25 protein-coding genes are annotated in these 19,854 nt (G+C 42.5%); 10 read left to right on the top strand and 15 right to left on the bottom strand.

Annotated elements, in window-relative coordinates:
* Positions 1–208 (bottom strand): helix-turn-helix domain-containing protein (locus ACFQ0V_RS08445; protein WP_381012225.1); only part of this gene is annotated, 208 nt, incomplete at its 3' end.
* Positions 209–298: 90 nt separating this feature from the next.
* On the opposite strand from ACFQ0V_RS08445, the gene ACFQ0V_RS08440 reads away from it, so the two are divergent.
* Positions 299–439, top strand: a complete 141-nt coding sequence (locus ACFQ0V_RS08440) for a hypothetical protein (RefSeq protein ID WP_381012223.1) — start codon at positions 299–301, stop codon at positions 437–439.
* A 163-nt stretch (positions 440–602) separates the two neighbouring features.
* Here the strand turns inward: ACFQ0V_RS08440 and ACFQ0V_RS08435 are convergent, their stop codons facing one another.
* Entirely contained in the window at positions 603–1,112 is a 510-nt protein-coding gene (locus ACFQ0V_RS08435) for a hypothetical protein (protein ID WP_381012220.1), read from the bottom strand.
* Positions 1,113–1,202: 90 nt separating this feature from the next.
* A complete protein-coding gene (locus ACFQ0V_RS08430) occupies positions 1,203–1,739 on the bottom strand; it encodes a GNAT family N-acetyltransferase (RefSeq protein ID WP_381012217.1) in 537 nt (178 codons plus the stop codon).
* Positions 1,740–1,885: 146 nt separating this feature from the next.
* Between ACFQ0V_RS08430 and kynU the strand changes: the two genes are divergently transcribed.
* The 4 genes from kynU to kynB all read left to right on the top strand — a co-directional run bounded on the left by kynU (position 1,886) and on the right by kynB (position 6,066).
* Complete coding sequence (gene kynU / locus ACFQ0V_RS08425; RefSeq protein ID WP_381012214.1) at positions 1,886–3,163, top strand: kynureninase; 1,278 nt, start codon at positions 1,886–1,888, stop codon at positions 3,161–3,163.
* Positions 3,164–3,181: 18 nt separating this feature from the next.
* Complete coding sequence (gene kynA, locus ACFQ0V_RS08420; RefSeq protein WP_381012211.1) at positions 3,182–4,039, top strand: tryptophan 2,3-dioxygenase; 858 nt, start codon at positions 3,182–3,184, stop codon at positions 4,037–4,039.
* A gap of 61 nt (positions 4,040–4,100) precedes the next feature.
* Positions 4,101–5,444, top strand: a complete 1,344-nt coding sequence (locus ACFQ0V_RS08415; protein WP_381012209.1) for a sodium-dependent transporter — start codon at positions 4,101–4,103, stop codon at positions 5,442–5,444.
* Positions 5,445–5,448: 4 nt separating this feature from the next.
* Entirely contained in the window at positions 5,449–6,066 is a 618-nt protein-coding gene (gene kynB / locus ACFQ0V_RS08410; RefSeq protein WP_381012206.1) for an arylformamidase, read from the top strand.
* Positions 6,067–6,084: 18 nt separating this feature from the next.
* Here the strand turns inward: kynB and ACFQ0V_RS08405 are convergent, their stop codons facing one another.
* Both ACFQ0V_RS08405 and ACFQ0V_RS08400 read right to left on the bottom strand, forming a co-directional pair.
* A complete protein-coding gene (locus ACFQ0V_RS08405; protein WP_381012203.1) occupies positions 6,085–6,750 on the bottom strand; it encodes a hypothetical protein in 666 nt (221 codons plus the stop codon).
* Between the two features lie 49 nt (positions 6,751–6,799).
* Positions 6,800–8,788 (bottom strand): methyl-accepting chemotaxis protein, encoded by a 1,989-nt coding sequence (locus ACFQ0V_RS08400; RefSeq protein ID WP_381012201.1) that lies wholly within the window; start codon positions 8,786–8,788, stop codon positions 6,800–6,802.
* 272 nt (positions 8,789–9,060) lie between these two features.
* Between ACFQ0V_RS08400 and ACFQ0V_RS08395 the strand changes: the two genes are divergently transcribed.
* Both ACFQ0V_RS08395 and ACFQ0V_RS08390 read left to right on the top strand, forming a co-directional pair.
* Positions 9,061–9,402, top strand: coding sequence for a hypothetical protein (locus ACFQ0V_RS08395; protein ID WP_381012199.1), 342 nt, complete (start codon positions 9,061–9,063; stop codon positions 9,400–9,402).
* A gap of 131 nt (positions 9,403–9,533) precedes the next feature.
* Positions 9,534–11,216, top strand: coding sequence for a sulfate adenylyltransferase (locus ACFQ0V_RS08390; RefSeq protein WP_381012196.1), 1,683 nt, complete (start codon positions 9,534–9,536; stop codon positions 11,214–11,216).
* Positions 11,217–11,279: 63 nt separating this feature from the next.
* On the opposite strand, the gene ACFQ0V_RS08385 is transcribed toward ACFQ0V_RS08390, so the two are convergent.
* The gene (locus ACFQ0V_RS08385; RefSeq protein WP_381012194.1) at positions 11,280–11,552 is read right to left on the bottom strand and encodes a hypothetical protein; all 273 of its coding nucleotides are present in this window, start codon (positions 11,550–11,552) and stop codon (positions 11,280–11,282) included.
* Between the two features lie 437 nt (positions 11,553–11,989).
* Here ACFQ0V_RS08385 and ACFQ0V_RS08380 point away from each other — a divergent pair, with 437 nt between their 5' ends.
* The 3 genes from ACFQ0V_RS08380 to ACFQ0V_RS08370 all read left to right on the top strand — a co-directional run bounded on the left by ACFQ0V_RS08380 (position 11,990) and on the right by ACFQ0V_RS08370 (position 13,346).
* Complete coding sequence (locus tag ACFQ0V_RS08380) at positions 11,990–12,457, top strand: hypothetical protein (RefSeq protein ID WP_381012191.1); 468 nt, start codon at positions 11,990–11,992, stop codon at positions 12,455–12,457.
* 108 nt (positions 12,458–12,565) lie between these two features.
* Positions 12,566–12,889, top strand: coding sequence for a general stress protein (locus ACFQ0V_RS08375; RefSeq protein WP_381012188.1), 324 nt, complete (start codon positions 12,566–12,568; stop codon positions 12,887–12,889).
* Positions 12,890–13,133: 244 nt separating this feature from the next.
* A complete protein-coding gene (locus tag ACFQ0V_RS08370) occupies positions 13,134–13,346 on the top strand; it encodes a hypothetical protein (protein WP_381012185.1) in 213 nt (70 codons plus the stop codon).
* Positions 13,347–13,420: 74 nt separating this feature from the next.
* On the opposite strand, the gene ACFQ0V_RS08365 is transcribed toward ACFQ0V_RS08370, so the two are convergent.
* From ACFQ0V_RS08365 to ACFQ0V_RS08325, 9 genes are all read right to left on the bottom strand, one after another.
* The gene (locus tag ACFQ0V_RS08365; protein ID WP_381012182.1) at positions 13,421–13,750 is read right to left on the bottom strand and encodes a hypothetical protein; all 330 of its coding nucleotides are present in this window, start codon (positions 13,748–13,750) and stop codon (positions 13,421–13,423) included.
* Entirely contained in the window at positions 13,750–13,911 is a 162-nt protein-coding gene (locus ACFQ0V_RS08360) for a hypothetical protein (RefSeq protein ID WP_381012180.1), read from the bottom strand. The genes ACFQ0V_RS08365 and ACFQ0V_RS08360 overlap by 1 nt, the downstream gene beginning before the upstream one ends.
* On the bottom strand, positions 13,904–14,863 hold the full coding sequence (locus ACFQ0V_RS08355) for a P1 family peptidase (RefSeq protein ID WP_381012178.1): 960 nt from the start codon (positions 14,861–14,863) through the stop codon (positions 13,904–13,906). The genes ACFQ0V_RS08360 and ACFQ0V_RS08355 overlap by 8 nt, the downstream gene beginning before the upstream one ends.
* Positions 14,864–15,232: 369 nt before the next feature.
* A complete protein-coding gene (locus tag ACFQ0V_RS08350) occupies positions 15,233–15,637 on the bottom strand; it encodes a type II toxin-antitoxin system death-on-curing family toxin (protein ID WP_381012175.1) in 405 nt (134 codons plus the stop codon).
* On the bottom strand, positions 15,634–15,897 hold the full coding sequence (locus ACFQ0V_RS08345; RefSeq protein ID WP_381012172.1) for an AbrB/MazE/SpoVT family DNA-binding domain-containing protein: 264 nt from the start codon (positions 15,895–15,897) through the stop codon (positions 15,634–15,636). Before ACFQ0V_RS08345 ends, ACFQ0V_RS08350 begins: the two co-directional genes overlap by 4 nt.
* Positions 15,898–16,023: 126 nt before the next feature.
* A complete protein-coding gene (locus ACFQ0V_RS08340) occupies positions 16,024–16,530 on the bottom strand; it encodes a hypothetical protein (protein WP_381012170.1) in 507 nt (168 codons plus the stop codon).
* A gap of 24 nt (positions 16,531–16,554) precedes the next feature.
* Positions 16,555–17,397, bottom strand: a complete 843-nt coding sequence (locus ACFQ0V_RS08335) for a putative RNA methyltransferase (protein ID WP_381012168.1) — start codon at positions 17,395–17,397, stop codon at positions 16,555–16,557.
* 18 nt (positions 17,398–17,415) lie between these two features.
* Complete coding sequence (locus tag ACFQ0V_RS08330; RefSeq protein WP_381012167.1) at positions 17,416–18,309, bottom strand: hypothetical protein; 894 nt, start codon at positions 18,307–18,309, stop codon at positions 17,416–17,418.
* Positions 18,310–18,422: 113 nt separating this feature from the next.
* Complete coding sequence (locus ACFQ0V_RS08325) at positions 18,423–19,145, bottom strand: hypothetical protein (protein ID WP_381012164.1); 723 nt, start codon at positions 19,143–19,145, stop codon at positions 18,423–18,425.
* Between the last annotated feature and the right edge of the window lie 709 nt (positions 19,146–19,854).

Raw genomic sequence — 19,854 nt, 5'->3', positions numbered from 1 at the left:
GAAATTCATCTTTATATTTTGCAGGAGTCGGAAACTTTTGCTTTTTAAGAGTTTCTTTATCATCCTTGAACTTTTCATAGGTTTCCTTACGTTCCGCTAACATCTTGTTATAGACAAAACGAACACAACCAAAAGTTTTGGCTAATAATACTTCCTGTTCTTTATTTGGTAGCAAACGAAATTTGAAGGCTTTATTTTGCTTAGTCATATCTATTCACCTCACTTTGTACGGTAAAATATCGTATATATATTGATTATATCGTAAGAATACCGTACAATCAAGTATGAGGTGATGATAATGAAAGATGATAAAGAGCGTGTAGAAATACGTATGCCCAAAACAATTATCGAGAAATTAGATCAATACCAAAAAGAGAATGGACTCTCTACAAGAACAGCGACTATTCTTGAATTATTGAGAAAAGGCTTAGAAAGATAGCTTTGGCTAAAGCCAACCGAAATTCATCTCCCACCTACTCATTGGTGCTATTCGCACCTTCACATTCCTTGAGGATGGGAGACTTCTTTCGGAAAGCCGTTAAAATAACTCATCAAAATCGAGTCCATGCTAGCACCATAGCGATGGACTCGATTTGCTTGTTTTATTTATCTGTTATCGGCAATGAAATCGTTTCAGCATTTAAATGGAGGATGAGTGTCGATAGCTCTGCAGAAGTTTGTTGATCTAAGGCGAGCACAAAGTTTCGTGGACTGTGATCAGCCGTACAATCTCCGTCTTTCGATGTAATACTTACTTCTAACTGTTGTTTTTCAGGATGAGCGACGACATTACTAATCGTATAAGGACAACTGCTCGATTCGAATAGTCCCATAAATAACACATCCTTTTCTTCCATATCGATACGGCTCAACTCTTCTGTTATTTGAAACGCTTTCCATACTTCTTCATAATCTTGTTCATTCTTCGCTCTGACCGCCATCAACTTCTCATGATTTCGCTCGGTAGCGAGCTCTTCAAAATGCTCAGGCAAACTTTGGCCTGAAGCGATGATACTGCTTTCTACATGTTCTACTTCCGCCTCTTCTTTCGGTACACATCCGACCATACATACTATCAATAGTGCGAACGTAAGAAAAATAAATCTTTTCATCTTTGCTCTCCCCTACCTTTCGTATAAATGCTTATTTACAAAAAAAGCTAGTGATCTTTACGCATCGTAAAAGTCCTAGCTTTTCATCGTTTAAATGACTTGTCGGCGATCTTCGTCATAAAAATCACCTGAATTAAATCGTTGAATCGGACCGTCCCATTTTTTACGAGTGATCGAGCGATAACGCTCGTTCGTATACGTGCCGATCACTTTCTTCCAAAACTTTTGAGCAGGGACATTCGTCGCGTCTTGGCGCACTTCCCACTCCCCTTGAAATGAATCGAATAAGCGGGTCGCTACTTTGCGTCCTAAGCCGTACTGACGGTATTTGCGCATGATGAAATAATCTTGCAAATACCAAAATGTTCCTGTCTCATCTGTTATTTTTTGAATTAAAGCAAATCCTGCGTACTTTCCATTGTATTTAATAAAGTGAGGATAGTTCGTCTTTTTCTTCACATATTGAGCGACATCAATATATTCATAACTTCCTGAGTCGAGGACATCTGCCTCATCGAACTCCGAGTAGTCATAACAATATAAATCAATGAGTCGCTCCAATGTCCTGGCGTCTTCCTCGTCTGCGGGTACAATTTCAAGTGTTGATTTGCGTGCGATCGTTAACATAATACATCTCCTCATAAATTTTTAATGAATCTTTTTTATTTTACCATTTCTTTTCCGATTTCTCGACTACTTTGCTCGAACTAGTCATTGACTGGCTTTTAACCTATCCCGTATGATAAGGATAAGTGGAAAGGAGCATCTTAAATATGATGAAAACTTCATTGTTACAAGAAGCGAAAGCACTCGATTTTGAAAATAAATTGAAAGCGTATCGCGACGAATTTTATATGAACGATGGTCAAATTTATTTCGACGGAAACTCGCTCGGATTAATGAGCAAACGAGCAGAAATGGCGCTCGACTATTTAACAGATTCTTGGAAGCGTTATGCGATTGACGGATGGACGAAAGGTGCGTACCCTTGGTTTACATTGTCAGAAAAGTTAGCCGAATTAAGCGCTCCCCTCATCGGTGCAAAAAAAGAAGAAGTCATTGTGACAGGTTCGACAACGTCTAACTTACATCAATTGCTCGCGACATTTTTCAAACCGACGGCAGAACGCAATAAAATTTTGGCGGACAATTTGAACTTCCCGACCGATATTTATGCGATTAAATCGAAGCTCGAACAACATGGACTCGATCCGAATTCGCATTTAATTCAAGTGGAAAGCCGTGACGGCAATACGATTGAAGAAATCGATATTATCGCAGCGATGCGTGAAGATGTGTCCATCATTATTTTGCCGAGCGTCTTATATCGCAGCGGTCAAATTTTAAACATGCAGCAATTGACACAAGAAGCGCATGAGCGTGGTATTTTAATCGGCTTTGACCTTTGTCATTCCATCGGCGCGATCCCCCATGACTTATCGAAATGGGGCGTCGACTTCGCCTTCTGGTGCACGTACAAACATTTAAACGGCGGCCCTGGTTCTGTCGCTGGCCTTTACGTGAACGAACGTCATTTCGGTACCGCTCCTGGTCTTGCCGGCTGGTTCGGCAGCGATAAAAACCGTCAGTTCGACATGAGTCATACGATGACACAAGCGATGACAGCTGGTGCTTATCAAATGGGGACACCGCATATTTTAAGCGCTGCTCCGCTCTTCGGTTCACTCGAAATTTTCCACGAAGTCGGCATCGATGCAATTCGTAAACGTTCGCTCGAATTGACGAACTTCTTAATGAAACTCGTTGAAATCGAACTTGACGGATACGGCTTTACGATTTCGAACCCGCGAGAAGATCATCGCCGAGGCGCACATGTTTACTTAGAACATCCTGAAGCGGCGCGCATTTGTAAAGCGCTGAAAAAAGTGAATGTCATTCCAGACTTCCGCACCCCACGTGGCATTCGTTTAGCACCTGTCGCACTTTACAACACAGCGGAAGAAGTGTATGACATGGTACAACGTTTGAAAAACATTATGGAACATGAAACGTACAAAGGATTTTCTAATGCACGAGAAATTGTCTCCTAATTCGAAAGAAGGTGCCTTATGAAACATACGATTGCCGATTTACACAAAAAACTCGCCTCACAAGAACCGGCCATTCATACCGACTTTAAAGACGAGATGACGTATGGAGAATATTTAAATTTAGACAAAATTTTAACGAGTCAAAATCGCCTATCCGATCACCACGATGAAATGTTGTTCATCATCATTCATCAAGTGAGCGAACTATGGATGAAACTCGCCTTGCACGAAATGACAGCGGCGATTACGGCCATTGATCAAAATGAAATGAACACCGCATTCAAAATGCTCGCGCGCGTATCTAAAATTCAATCGCAAATTATTCAAGCATGGGACGTGCTCGCAACGATGACACCGAGCGAGTATTTGGAGTTTCGCGATGACTTAGGAAAAGCGTCTGGTTTCCAATCGTATCAATACCGACTGATCGAATTCGCTCTCGGCTATAAGACGAAACATATTTTAAAAATTTATGAAAAAGATGCCGTCTTGCATGAGTTTTTAACCGAAGCGATCAAACAGCCGAGCATTTATGACGTATCGATTCGAGCGCTCGCACGCGCAGGGTTTGAAATTAATGAAGATTTGCTAGACCGTGATTTTTCCGTCACGTATGGGGGAGACGAAACGGTACGTCAAGCGTGGGAAACGGTGTATCGCAATGTCGATCAATATTGGGAGTTGTATCAGCTTGCCGAAAAGCTCGTCGACGTGGAAGATTGGCTTCAACAGTGGCGTTTCCGTCATATGAAAACCGTCGAACGCATCATCGGCTTCAAACAAGGAACAGGTGGCTCAAGCGGGGTCAACTATTTACGCGAAGTGCTCGATCACCGCTTCTTCCCAGAACTTTGGGATTTGCGCACAACCTTATAACAAAATCGAAAAGAAAGTCGCACGTTCGGCTTTCTTTTCACTCTACAAAGGGGTGGAATGTATGGAAAAAAGACAAGATCTTTGGTCATCAAAACTAGGATTCATTTTATCAACAGCGGGAGCGGCAATCGGATTAGGAGCCATTTGGAAAACACCTTATGTGACAGGGATGAATGGCGGAGGAGCTTTCTTCCTCGTGTTCGTCATTTTAACATTGCTCATCGGGCTTCCGATGCTGTTATCCGAATTTATCATCGGTCGTTCAACAGGAAAAGAAGCGATCAGTGCTTATAAACAACTCGCACCTCGTTCATTATGGGTGTGGATCGGGCGCATCGGCGTCATCGGTTGTTTCTTACTATTATCGTTTTACGGCGTCGTCGGTGGATGGGTGCTCATTTATACGTTGAAATCACTCACAGGGGGCGTCATCGGAGATCAAGTGAACTATGTCGCTTTATTTGGTGAGACGATTAGCTCGCCAAGCACGACATTACTCGGACTCAGTTTATTTATCGCGATTAACGTATTCGTCTTAGCAGGCGGTATTCAAGCAGGAATTGAACGTGCGAATAAAATTTTAATGCCTTTATTATTTCTTTTCTTCATCGCGATCGTCATCCGTAGCTTAACATTGCCTGGAGCGATGGAAGGTGTAAAATTCTTCTTAATGCCGAGCTTTGAAAATATGACGAGTCAAGCGTTCCTTTACGCACTCGGACAATCGTTCTTCTCACTCGCTGTCGGATTTTCATGTATGGTGACGTACAGCAGTTATTTGAAAAAAGACGTCAGCCTCGTATCGAGTGCGAATTCAGTCGTTTGGATGAATATTTTCGTCTCTTTACTCGCGGGTCTCGCGATTTTCCCTGTCGTCTTTTCATTCGGCCTACAGCCAGATGAAGGACCAGGCTTACTGTTTATGGTATTGCCAGAAGCGTTCGGACAGATGGCATTTGGTCAACTATTTTTAGCACTCTTTTTACTGTTATTTTTATTTGCGACATTGACCTCTTCTTTCAGCTTATTCGAAATTATTATTGCAGCTTTGACAGCGAGCGGTAAAAAGAGACGTGTTCCGACTACGTTAACAATCGGATTAATCGTCTTCATTGCGGCGATTCCTTCAGCCCTTTCTTCAAGTACGCTCGCTGACTTTTCAATCTTCAATCGCTCTGTTTTTGATTTAACTGACTTTGTCGTCAGTAACGTATTACTGCCACTCGGTAGCTTGCTCATCGCTATCTTTATCGGATGGAAAATGAATAAAGCACTCGTGAAAGAAGAGTTTTTAACGGCGAATCGTCACGGAGAAAGATTGTTTAATGTTTGGTATTACGGCATGATGAAATTTTTCGTACCGATTGTGATCGCAATCGTACTCGTCATTTCACTGAAAGGATGATTGGATGCGTTGGATTGATATTTCACAACCATTTCATGAAAAGACGACGACGTGGGAAGGGGATTTACCTTTCACGTACACGCTCGCCTTTTCGAAAGAACAGACCGGCTCCGTCAACCTCGGACGGATCGCAACGAGTGTGCATACGGGAACCCATATCGATGCGCCGTTTCATTTCGATTCTTTAGGAGAAACGGTTGAACAACTCGATGTCAATGAGTTTATCGGTGTCGCTCAAGTCGTTCACGTGATCGATGTGCCTGTCATTGAACCGGAACATCTCACGATTGACGAACGAGCGCAGTTCCTGTTACTACGCACGACACATACCGCTTCGACGACCGCTTTTCCGAAGCAGTATACGACACTTTCGCCGCGGCTCGGTCCGTTCTTAAAAGAAGCGAATATTTCACTCATCGGGGTCGATACACCGACGATTGACCCAGTCGATAGTAAAACGTTAGATGCGCACCATGCGTTGTATGCATCACGCGTGCATATTTTAGAAAATATCGTCTTAGATGAAGTGACGGAAGGCTTGTACGACTGTATCGCCCTTCCGCTCCGCATCGATGGTGCAGACGGTAGCCCCGTCCGTGCTGTCATTCGACCGATTGAATAAATAAGAAAAAACCGAACTTCATTGAGAAGCTTCGGTTTTTTTGCGTCCTGTGACGTAAAGGGCTAAGCCGATAAACAATGTCGCAAACGGATACGTGATCGGAACCCAAATGCTCGGCAATGTGTACGGCACATTCGTCAAATAGCCGAGTTTCGTCGGATACAAATGCATCGCTCGAATGTACGCTGTCAATTCCGGTGTGCGTTCTGTAAAAGCGTGCACCGCTTCCGAATTTTCCTCACCGCGCTTAATCACTGTATACGAACGTTCCTCATCGGGCACGCGCCCTTCTAACTGCCCGGCATCATTCGTAATGAACAACTCCGGCTCATTCAATACGACGACGGTCCACGTCCCTTGCTTCTCTTGCATACCGATCGTTCCGTAATAGCGAGCGAGTCCTTTTGCCTCGATTGCTACAGGAACTGTTTGAAACGTCTCGATGACTTCTCCGTCATAACGTAACGTCACATTCGCTAATCCTTTTTCGACACCCCACGGATCGATATAACTCGGCATATTTTGAATGTCTTCTTCGATTTCAAATGGATGATTTTCATAAGCGATTGCGGTATTTCCGATGTAGCGACCGTCCTCATACATGCCCCATCCTGCCTCTATAACGTAAAGCAATAGTAAAGGTAAACTTATAATAATAAAAAACAACCCGATTTTTCGGCGCATCGTATTCCTCCTCAATGAAAAAAGAGCCGAGCGAACTCGACTCCTTTCATTATACTTTAAATTTAGACATCGTCTGTTGTAAAGCTTGAATTAATTCATTCATATTCGCAATCGAATGAGACATCGTAGCGATCGTTTCATTCTGTTCGTCTGACGCACTCGTCACACGTCCAACGAGTTCAGAAGAAGACTCTGCAGCACCTGACATCTCTTCAAGGGAAGCAGCTACTTCTTGCGTTCCTGCTGCCATCTCTTCTGAAATAGCGGTCATTTCTTCAATTTCACCTGTCATATTTTCAATCGATTGAACAATTTCAGTAAATTTCTCTTCTAAATTGTCCAATGTTTTCGTCCCTTTGACGACATTGCTCGTCGCGGCTTCCGCTGCACGTACTCCACCTGTCGTCGACTGTTGAATTTCTTGTACGAGCGTATGAATTTTATCCGCAGAGTCGGCCGTTTGATGCGATAACTCGCGCACTTCATCCGCAACGATCGCAAATCCTGCGCCCGCTTCTCCTGCACGTGCCGCCTCAATCGAAGCGTTCAATGCTAATAAATTCGTCTGTTCCGAAATTTGCGTAATCATATTCGTAATCGAACTAATTTGTTGCGCTTGTTCATGAAGCTGACGAATAACGGCTGTTACCGAGTCCGTCGCTCCTTCAATTTCATTCATTTGTGTAAATGAATATTGTAACGCTTCATTACCTTCAATAACTTGGCTCGAAATATGATCCGTATTGTTCGCGAGTGTCGATGCGATGCGTGCGACATCCGTCACACCGTCCGCCATCGTCTCCATCTCACGAGCACTATCATTCGCCATATGCACTTGCGTCGCTGAGCTATCTTCCATCTCATGCATCGCTTCTCCGACACGTTTCGATAAATTATTCATATGTTCCGACTGACGCAACATATCATTCGATGCTTGATTGACAGAATTCGTTGCATTATTGACGTCCCCTACGATATGGCGCATATTGTCCATAATACTTTGGAACGTCTCCCCTAAAATTCCGACTTCATCATGACGGCGCAACGTACGCTCGGCAACATCACGAGAGAAGTCTCCTTGTGCGATTTCATTCCCCATCCCGACTAATTCACGAATCGGTTGGGAAATCGAACGCGAAATAAAGTATGTGATAATTGCCGCTACAACTAAAATGACGAAACTTAAAACAATCACTTGATTGCGTAATTGGTCAAGTGGCTCCAACATTTCATTTTCACTAACGATCGTCGCCGCGCTCCATCCGTTTTCCATACGTGTGTAAGCGACTAATTGGCGTCCTGCATCGTTCGTATAATCCATCATGCCATTACCGTTCGCAAGCATCTCGCGGACGAGTATTGATTGATTCGACTCTTTGCCCGATTCTTCAGCTTCTTGAAGAAAGTTACGTTGTTCTTTGACGAAGTCACGATTTTTGTGAGCGAGTACCGTACCCACTTCATTAATTAAAAACGTATTCCCGCTCTCCCCCATCGTAATGCCGTCTGTAATATTCGATAAGTAATATCCATCTATTCGTGCAAGTAAAGCTTGCTTCTCACCTGTCTCTGTATCGATTGGCGTCGCCATCATAAGGACAGGTTCTCCTGTTACACGACTTATGATCACATCCGACATCGCATGTCGTCCTTCCAAAGCTTGCTGAATGTACGTTCGATCAGATAAGTCTGCCACACTGCCATCGATGTAATGACTTTCTCCATTTGCTGTCACGATACCAAATGTTAAATATTGATCTGAACTTTCCGAGAAATCCGTCAAATAAGCAAGCTGCTCTTCCATTTGAGCGCTTCTTACATTCTCATGCATCGCTACCGCTTTTAATTCAATGAATGACTTCTCAAAATGTTCTTCAATGTATGTTACCGTGCTTTCAACCTTTTCTTCCAATCTCGTTTCAACTTGATCAATCAATGCTTTTGAACTGTTCGTATATGAAAAGAATCCGAGCGTTACTGCAGTAATTAACAAGAGGAGGATAACTGAAAAAGTAATCTTAGAGCCTATTGTTCGCATAAAACCAATGACCTCCTTCATAGTGTTTTCATACTAATCATTTTATGTAAATATTCCTAATTGTCAAGAAGTTTTCACATAAAAAGAAAACGTTCTCATAATTTATGTTCAAATTATTAAAGGCCCCTCATCCTTCTTGTACATAAAGACGAGCAAAATTACTACGCCTCCAAATCATATATGTTATACTATATTTTAATAAAAGATATACGGTGTAGGGTGTTTTTCTACACTTTTACATTTATATTTTATTTCAAAAGGAGGAATTTCAAATGGAAGCATTTCGCTATTGGGATGAAGAAACGAAGCAAATGAGTGAAGAAGCAACAGACGGTGCAATCGCGATGGAGCGCTACCCGAAAAAAAGCACAGAAAACAAACCGCTTTACGAACAAGACCTCGTACAACTCGTACAATATGACGGCTTATTACGCAATGAATACTTCGGTGTTTTGAAAAAACAAGACGGCACTTTCGTCGTTGAAGATTTAGGTGAAGGAATTGTGGAAATTAACGAAGAAAAAGCCCATTTATTCAAATTAGGAAACGTGTACGAAAATCCTGAAATGATCAAAAACTTAAGACGTTCCATTAGCGGCTACTACTGCTGTTAATTGGATGAATCTCCAAAAGACATCCCCTCATGGCGAGTGGATGTCTTTTTAGTTGACTGATACGAAGCATAGATTTATAGTGAGAACTATAGATGTAAGCGCTATCAACAAGGGAATAAGGGGGAATGAAGATGAAAAACTATCCACAACAACCACATGGGGGAACGTTAGTCAATCGTGTTTTGGAAGGAGACGCTCGCGAAGAAGCATTACAACGAGCGCAAAACCTCCCGACGATCGTCGTCGACTTGGAGGCCATCATCACACTTGAAATGATCGCGATAGGTGTTCTGTCACCGAATGACGGCTTCATGGACGAGGTGAACTACAAATCGGTCTTGAAAGAAGGACGTTTAACAGATGGCACCATTTGGCCCGTCCCACTCTCTTTCGCACCGATTGGCAAAATGAATGAAGAAGTCATTCGCTCACTTGCTATCGGAGATGATGTCGTCTTAACTGACTACTATAAAAAGCCGATCGCGATTTTACACGTGTCGGACATTTTCGAATACGATAAAGAAATGCGAGCGCATTATTTATTCAATACGACGGACCGTCATCACCCTGGTGTCGATTCGATTTATCGACGAATGGGTAATCTCGCGATCGGAGGACAAATTAGCTTATTGAACCGGGCGGATTGGGGACCGTTCGAAAAAATGAGACTCGAACCGAAAGATACGTGGAAACTGTTTTACGAAGAACGCAAATGGAAAACGGTCGGCGGCTTCATTACAGGGGCAAATCCGCTCCACCGCGGACATGAATACATTCACAAAAATGCACTCGAAGAATTGGACGGCGTGCTCATTCAACCGCTCGTCGAACTCGCAAAACGCGAATATACACGACACGAATTCCGTATGCTCGCCTACCGCGCTGTACTCGACACGTACTATCCGAAAGAGCGCGCTCAACTCGCACCGCTCCGAGTGACATACATTTTCGCTGGACCGCGGGAGACGATTTTACACGCACTCATTATGAAAAACTACGGCTGTACACATGCGCTCATCGGTCGAGATCACGCAGGAGTTGGCGACTTCTATGACAAATATGAAAGTCACTCGATTTTCGACGAATATACACCGGAAGAATTAGGTATCGACGTCCGCCTCTTCCACGAAGTATTTTATTGCGCGCGATGCAGCAGCTTAGCGACGACTCAAACGTGTCCGCATGACATCCGTTATCGCATTAACATTTCAGGTACAGGTGTGCGCGAACTGTTGCGTCACGGCATGATGCCACCGAAGGAAATCATTCGTCCAGAATCGGCACGCATCGCGATGCAAGGGGTGCAACCGAAAGGATTGGATGAGCACGGAGAATCGATTTCTCCTGTTTCTAAAACGATTAACAGCATCTTCCCTTATTATAGAACTTCACGCAGAATCGGTTATCATCCACGCAAAAATCCGATTACACGTGAATTGACGATCGAAGACTTAGAACTTGCGGTACTCGATGCACGAACGAATGCCGCACTCATTTATCGCGACGTCTTCCGTGAATTTAGCTATGTGACCGACCATAATCGAGACATTCAACCTTCTTGGATTACGGACAGTTACTTAGATATGCACGCGCAGCAAGATATGGTATTAGACGACTTACAAGAAAAGCTCAACTTAGCAGAAGAAGAAACGAGCGATGAATTTATGTATCAAGACAAAAGCGAAGTCGAAAAAGAAGTCGAAGCGGCGAAAACAGTGAAGCGTTACACTCCTTACCCTGTCACGCGCGATGCGATGGACCATACGACATGGAACCCACTTCCTTACAAACGATACCGCGGAGACGATGAGTAAACAAAATAAAAAGAAGTTTGAGTATCATTTCGCTCAAACTTCTTTTTTATGTGTCATGCTCAATCATGCAGAGTATGCCTCCCTTTTCTGGTCTTGTAAACGCGCTACTAATGATCCGATGACGATGAATCCAATTCCGACGACGATCAATTCCCACATAATCGAATCGACATGGAATATAAGTTTCTCTAATGGGAGCGCTACCAAACCTGCGAAGAAAAACACATAAAACACTTTAATTAACCAAATATGTTCTTCTTCTCCGATCGCTTTATAAAGAGACCACATGACAATCATTTCAACAAAAACGAGTGCAGTTAAAATAAAGAACATCATTTGTCTCACCCCTCTTCTTTTGTTATTTTTATTATACACTATTTCACTCATTAAATCATCAATTTTGTATAATTCAAACAAATTTATCGCTTTTCGAACATTTCGTTTTACGATTTACCCTATTATCTTATATAGTAAATATTAAGCAATAATAGAAAGGTTGGAATGCTATAGTTAGATTTGTATCGATTACAAATTTTCATAGCGATACACAATTAATACAAAACAATTATTTAATTTCTCTTTATTTAGAAAGCTACGGATACCGTGTGCTACACATCAATTGCGCAGAAAAGACAGATGACTTATGCAACATTCGTTCTCGTTTTCATTTTGAATAGACGACGGTCGAAGCGCTCGTTTCAAAAGAACGCCCTATCTCTTCGATTATCTCCGAACTGCGCGACTCGTTTCATTACATACATTTGCGCGGACAAGTGACGAACTTTGAAGAACAAGCGATTGAACTCGGTCAGCTCATCGGCCCTACGTATCAATACGTCCTACTCCAAAAAATAATCGAACAACTCGATACAACGTACGACTATGTCGTCTTCGGCGTCGATGCTCGTGACGATCTTTGGTTAGGCAATGCCCTGTTCGCTTCAACGAATGAAATCTCTCTCATTGAACGCGAACGACTGACAACGACGATTCCTTCACACTTCCATACGATTTTCAGTGAGATTCAACAACTGAAAGAAACTTTACAATTTCCGAGCATTCGCAGACAAAATACAATCGTTCAACATCCGGAGCGATTACGTCAATTCATATCATACCGTGCAGAAGACTATTCCTTCCCCTTCTCACATAAATTGTTTACCGCATTCCGAACAGAGCTTCACAATATGGTCACTCAAAACATAGAAGAAATGGTTTTAGGTGACTATAAAAAGAAATAACAAGAAATCAATAAAACTTCCGACTCAATTTTGAGTAATTTTGTTTAATAATCATCGTGCGTGGAATATATAGACTAGTTGGTCAAACGACTAGAGGAGGAATTATAAATGACAAAACGTATCGATGTAGAAAACGTAGTAAAAGCAAAAGAAGTGATTGATGAGTTGGTGAGTGAAGGTACACCACATGATCAAATTTATGTATTCAGTCATGAAGAAGACCTCGAAGAAAAAATGGCGGAATACTTCGGCACTGAAGAAGTCGGTGTGAAAGAAGAAGGTGTCGTCAACAAAATTAAAAACATCTTTTCAAAACGCGGCGACGAACTTCGTAGCCAGTTCCAATCACTCGGACTTTCAGAAGTAAGTGCTGCTGAAGCAGAAGAAGTATTAGATGACGGACGACTCGTTATCGTAGTTACAAACGAATAATAAGATGACTAAAGCAGTAAACGTTCACTCGTTTACTGCTTTTTTATTTAAAATTATCTCTTCACCCATTTATCCTTTAAGTTTTTCTATCTAAAGTCTTATCCATACCCTTTTTTTCATAATGACAGAAGTTTTACTTTTCCAATTTTTCTCATGCGAACGATTCATTTTGACGGAAGTATGATTATTTCGATTGAAGAACGGGAAAGCATAGACTAACAACAAAAAGAAAGGATGTGAGCGTATGTGGTATGTACAACAACATCTCGAAAATCCAATTGCCCCTAGCTATGACTATGCAAAAATCAAGAGAATTCAAGCGATTACACCTGAATCATTAGAGAAGGCAGAACGCGAATATTCACTCCCACTCGAAAAAATAAATGAACAACCCGAACGCCACTCTTCCTTATCCACAAAGACGATGTACATTCATCCCGTGAATTGGAAGCGCTAACATCCTTTCTTGACGAAAAAACGAGTAGGCCACAACAAAAGCCCTTTCCCGATATGGAAAAGAGCTTTTGTGCACTACTCGTTTTTCGTTTGTTTAATGAGAATTTCTGAATAATCCGGAAGTCGTTTTTCCATTTCGTATTTCGTCAACAATGTCCAAAGTGCAGTAAAACCGACATGTTGAAAAAGAAGTGCAATCATTTTCGGCGCGAGCCCCGCTTTTCTCAATTGTGCACGCGACGCTGTCATATCCGTCGTCGTTTCCCCCGCGACTTCCTGTAGAGCGAGCGTCTCTTTCGTTTCATCTACGAATACTTGTAACGCGTACGCGACAGAACCACCGACGATAAAATACGGTGCATCTTCTTTCAACTGTTGTTGTAATTGTTTCTTCGTCGTAATCATCATTTCTCTTCCTCTCGTTCATCCAACCATAACGTCATGCCGACATAAGTCACACCGACGAAAACCGCTCCGTACCAAAACAGTTCATCGAATTGACTCGCCATGCCGTAAGAAAGCAATAACCCTCCAATAAAGCCGAGGATGAGTCCTCTTTTATTCATTCGTCACCTCAGCATGCGACGGAATGCCGTGCGAACTTTCCGCAAATCGGATCGCGCGGGCAATCGCCACTTGCATCGCTTCCGCTGCTAAATTGCCAACGACGTCGATCGGTACTTTATGTTCGCCAGTTCCGAGTGCGAAAATCGTATCGCCATCCAACATCGTATGCGCTGGATAAATCGAACGTGCGAAGCCATTTTGCGCAATTTGTGCTACTTTTTGTGCTTCTGCTTTCGTCATTTTCACATTCGCTGCGACGACTCCAATCGTCGTATTCCCGCCAGGTAATGCTTCAATATGCGGATGCTCTTTCAAATAAGCGATGCTGTCGATGCGCTCATTCGTTTCAGGATGACGGGCACTCGCCAAAATCGTCCCATCTACATCTCGCACTTCTCCGACCGCATTCACCGCAACGATCGCTCCGACGACGATGCCGCCCGGTAATGTGATCGATGCGCTACCGAGTCCGCCTTTCATCGCTTGCTTCGGACCGAGCAATTTGCCAACAGTCGCTCCGCATCCCGCGCCGACATTGCCGTACGGAAACGGCTCTTTCGAAGCACGTTTCGCTGCTTCATACCCCATTTCAGCTGTCGGTCGCACAGAAGAATCGCCAATGGCCAAATCGAATAAAACCGCTTGTGGCACGATTGGTACTTTCGCGACACCGACATCGAGTCCGATGTTTTGCTCTTCTAAATAACGCATGACACCATCTGCTGCCGCAAGTCCGAATGCACTACCTCCACTTAAGACGACCGCATGCACTTCGTTTACTAAATTAATCGGGTCTAATAAATCCGTCTCCCGCGTTCCCGGTGCTGAACCGCGCACATCTACACCAGCTACCGCTCCTTGCGGTGTCAAAATAACAGTACATCCAGTCGGCGCTTCGCGATTTTCTACATGCCCGACGTCAATGCCCGGAACATCAATGATTGAATCCATTACATCGCCCTCCTTTTTCTTTTATTTTACCATAAGGGATTGCCTTTCGCGCTCAATAGGTGTATAGTACAAACAGGTGCCAAAACCTCGTGATGTTTTACATCACACTAGATCGGCACGTTCACGCACGGATTGCGAGTGCTGATCTATTTTTTAGAGCGGGAGATGAGCCCCGCTCTTTTTATTTTGCCTTCAAACGTAAAAAAACGCCTCAGGAAGAGACGTTTAGCTATACTTATATTCACCAAATATATGTAAGAACCATTCCTCGCTTTCCAAATTCGCACGATGAATAGATGAATGTATCTCATAAAACAATCAAAAAGCTCCCATCAATTAAAATGAGAGCTTACAAATTAATAAATTCTTTTAATCAACTTTATTAGGTTCAGCATATGCTTTTAGAATGGATGAGATTTCATCCAGCGAAAGATTATGCGTAACAATGTTTACTACAAAGTCCTCTTCTTCTTTACTGCCCGGAAAAACTAAACGATACCCATTGTAATAAAAGAAAAGAACTGTGCACATTAATGCTGTACGTTTATTAGCATTATGAAAACAATGATTTTGAGCAAGTGATTGAATAAGCGCAGCCCCTTTTAAATAAAGAGTGTCGTATGCATCTTTACCCAACACTGTATGTTTAGGTCTAGCTAATGCAGAGTCTAATAAACGATGGTCTTTCACCCCAATGAATTCATCAGGCGAATACTTCATAATCATCTGTCTGTTCACTAGAATTGCTACCTCTGTCGTTACGTACCATGTCACCGATTAACCAATCCCTTTAACGCTTCATCATGTGCTTCCATTTCTTTTTCTAACACTTCGAAAAAATCAACGGGGACACCTTCTGGTAATTCAACCATCATTGGAGCTTTTTTAACAAGCAATTGATCGTTTTTCAGTTCCACTATAACGTCGTCGCCTTTCTTCACGCCTAACGCTTCTAACATGTTAGTCGGAACGGTTAATCCTAATGAATTGCCAACCTGTGTAATTTTTCTTTCAATCCCTTTAACTTTTACCATATCACTCACCTCTTTTATGTTTTATAACGTTATAACAATTATAACATATTCAATCTGTTTTTCCTCGATTTTCAAATGCTTCTGTATAGGAAATAGCACAAGTGCGCACCTTTTTGTACAATCTACTTACTCTGCTAAATCTTGCGGGAAATTCATCTCGTTAAAGACGTCTCCCCCTTGTTCTTTTATTTGAATCTTCGTCGAAATATCATTGCCTGTCTTGCCATCAAATGATTGGTACATCGATGTCGTAATGCCCAAACCTAAAATGATAAAAGAATCTAAACTGTTTGCGAAGTCTTCTTCTGACGTCACTTCAATGACGACATTCGTCATATCTTTATTCGCTGTTACCGTTTCGATTGAAGCGAATTCCGATAAGTCGATCGCTTGTAAGTTTTCATGCATTTCTTTCAATATTTGTTGCTGATCTTCTTTTTTTAATTCGAATGTCACTGTACCGTCTCCGTTGTCGACGACACTTTCCGCTTTCATCTCTTCCGCTGCTAACCATTCATCGACGGACTCTCCACCGAGTGCTTCTTTCGTCAACGTGACGTTCACCGTTTGAGCGCCACAAGCACTTAACACGAATACGAGTAAAAGGATGACGATGGACCATTGTTTTTTCAAATTATGCCTACTTTCTACATCTCCTTACTTTTGAACGACGAGTCCGACTAAATCGATCGTAATGCTCGACTCATAAGGGATGTCCTGTTGTATGTTCCACGTTAGTGGTGTCATTCGGACGAGTGCTTGCCACTCTTGTTCTGTCAATGTGACCGAATACGTCCACTGGAACTCTTTTACTATATCATATCGCGCTTCAATTAAACGACGTGTTTTTTCGTTATTGTATGTCGAACGTTCATCCGATGCTTCATACACCGCTTCTCGTAGTTCACGTAAATAATGCGGATTCGGAATAATTTTCACTAAATACCCACCCGCTTTTAAAACACGGTCGAACTCATCATAGTTAGCAGGAGAAAGCATATTTAAAATGACATCGAACGTCTCATCTTGAAAGGCGAGATTCGCTAAGTCATTGACGAACCATGTCGCTTCATTATACTGCTTCGCTGCTTGTTGAACGCCATCTTTCGCAAGGTCAATGCCGATCGCTTGAACATTCGGCACACGCTGCAACACTTGATGCAACTGCGAACCTTCCCCGCTCCCCGCATCCAGCAAGCGACCGCTCAAATAGCCCATCTCTTCTAACCAAGAAGCGAGCGTCTCATGAACGGGCGCATATAAATCGAGGTCGACGATAATTCGTTCACGCGCTTCGAACAATGCTTTCGAATAATCGTTCATCGGCTGACCGTTAAATAAATACGCATAGCCTTGTTTCGCGAGATCAAACGTATGTCCTTTCTCACATCGAAATGTTTCTTGCTCGAAATGGAGGTCCGTATGACAATGAGGGCATCGGAAACAATTGCCCCACTGTTCGATTCGACTCGCCGCTTGTTGTTTTTTACTTCGCATCATTCATTAATCCTCTTTCTATTAATCACGGTATTTTTTCATGTTAGATAAATGGTGTTTCGCATTCGGGTCGTCAAGGATGAGCGACGCATGCAAAATCGTACCGCGCACCGCCACTTGCATTATATGCTCATTCCCTGGATTGACGAAGTTGTACGTCGCCCCTCCTGGATACTCATCGACGTAAATCGCACCGTTATGAGAAGCGATGAATCGTTCTAACAACTCTTCTTTCATCGGTGATTCAAAGGCGATTCCGTATGCTTTGTCACCGTCTGACTCAAAAGTTAACACCCCTTCATCAAACGTCACTTGATACATCGGAAACGTTTCATACCCTGCGGACATTCCGCCGTCTGCTGTTTTCACGACGTGCGGATATTTTTGTTGGATGGACTCAAACGAATCGCCAAATGCGACGTCAGCGATACGCATCGTACCGTCCGCGTTGGAATAAAGCGGATCTTCTTTCATCGCTTCTTCTAATTGTTGCTCATACTGCGCAACTTTCGCCTCTTCCCCTTTGGCGACGTCTCCTCGAATTGATTCGAGAACAGAAGCAGCTTCTTCATAAGCACCTTCTGCGATGAGTGCGTCAATATTCGACCAAGCCGCATGCAAGCTTTGTTTCTGCTCTTCTATTTTTTTCATTTGAGTTTCAAATGCAGCTTGCACGGAATCATCTGCCTCACTCATCTTGTCACGCAATGCTTGCAAAGCGGCCACTGCTTGTTCAGGCGACTGTTCTTCAATTTTCTTTAACTCTTTCGCCCATTCCGCTTCCTCTCCTTTTAACTGTTCACTTGCCGTCTTCCAGTCCCCTTGTTCGATCGCTTGTAAGCCTTCTTCTGAACTCGCGCCCGAACAAGCGGTCAACAACATCGCTAAACTTATGACGGCCACTGCTTTCTTCATCGTGCTCATCCTTTCACGCTTTTATATACTGTATCGTATCACAAAAAACTTCGCCTTTCTGCCTAAAAAACCCCTCTACTCCATTTTCAGTAGAGGGGATTGATTGTTCTCTATTATGTCGTACTCAGTTTACGCTCTGTTTGGAAAGTTAACACTCTTTCATCTTCCACCCAATCTCCGAAACGTGCGGCACCACCTGGTCGATCGTAAATGGTCGGTGCATCATTCGTGTTCGGAAAGACGGTCTCTATTAAATAACGTTCGGCTACGTATGCGTCATCTTCTTCTAACGATTCCGTCCAGTGAGACAAGTATAGTTGAATGTATGCGCGATTTTTATGAGCCCACGTGTTCATTTGATCGCGTAAAACACGATGGGGAGGTTCGAATGTACCACGCTCTTCTAATAAACGATACCATTCGCAGTACTCTGCCCCAAACCCACGATGACGCATCCATTTAAATAAAGAATCCAACACTTCCGTCGGTGTTTGCAACTCGTGTAAAGTGCTTTCGAAATCTTCTAGCACCGACAAAGATGAGTAACGGAGCACGTCTTCAACTGATCGTTCTTCGTCCAACACTTCGAAAGAAACGGTCGGATATGCTGCGCGAAGTACGTAAAAGAAAGATTGGTTGTGCAAAATAGAATAAAGGGGATGTTTTCGAATCCTTTCAAGAGATTCCTCACGCTCTTCACAACGCTCCGCATCTAATGCAGGAAGAATGTCACACAACTCTGAAATGCGCCCATCACGTGCGATGAACTGTAGTTTTTCCACAAAGGATTGTTTCTCTTCTTCATGCAAAAAATACTTCTCAAAATTCTGTTCCATACTGAAACCTCCTCAATTATCTATTATTTCAATTAAATCCCAAAGAGATTTAACAATTATTATAGTAATAATGGATCAATAAAAAATCAATACCTTTTTGATATTTTAGTAAAAAAGAACTTTATAGAAAAATCAAAATATTTCTTACAATAGTCTTTAAGTTTTATATTTAGAGATTTAAGTTGTACCAGAACGCTTTCCACAAGCATGGCTACACTATAATTTTTGAAAGTGAAACGATATTTTGAGGGATCTCAATAAAAGAGCATTACAAAAAACAGACATACTTACATCATAAGAAATGAAGAGCAATTAGTTTACGGATTTCCGCTACGCAAGGACGCTTTCCGCGAGTCTCGCTGCAGCCTCCTCGAAGCAAGCTTCTGCGGGGTCTTCCGCTCACGCTATTCCTGCTGGAGTCGACTTGCTCCGCTACAATCCAAAAAGATATACAGTGCATAAGAAAACTAAGATAATATAAAAAAACACCCACTAATTCGAAAATTAATAGGTGCTTTGTGATTATGAAAATGAACAGACGCATGGTACTGTGTCGTCTGGTACTTTGAGGTAAGATTCCACTCCGTCACGTTCTAAAATTTCACGGTATTCTCGTAATGTGAATGGTTTACTATCTTTCCACACGTGTTGATTAACCAAAATCATCCAATATCTATTTGATAAAGTTCGCGGTGGAATTCGACTATTT

This window comes from Savagea faecisuis (genome assembly GCF_042675605.1).
Lineage (GTDB): Bacteria > Bacillota > Bacilli > Bacillales_A > Planococcaceae > Savagea > Savagea faecisuis.
Note: the sequence above shows the minus strand (reverse complement) of the source record. Positions and strands in the feature narration are given on the sequence as shown.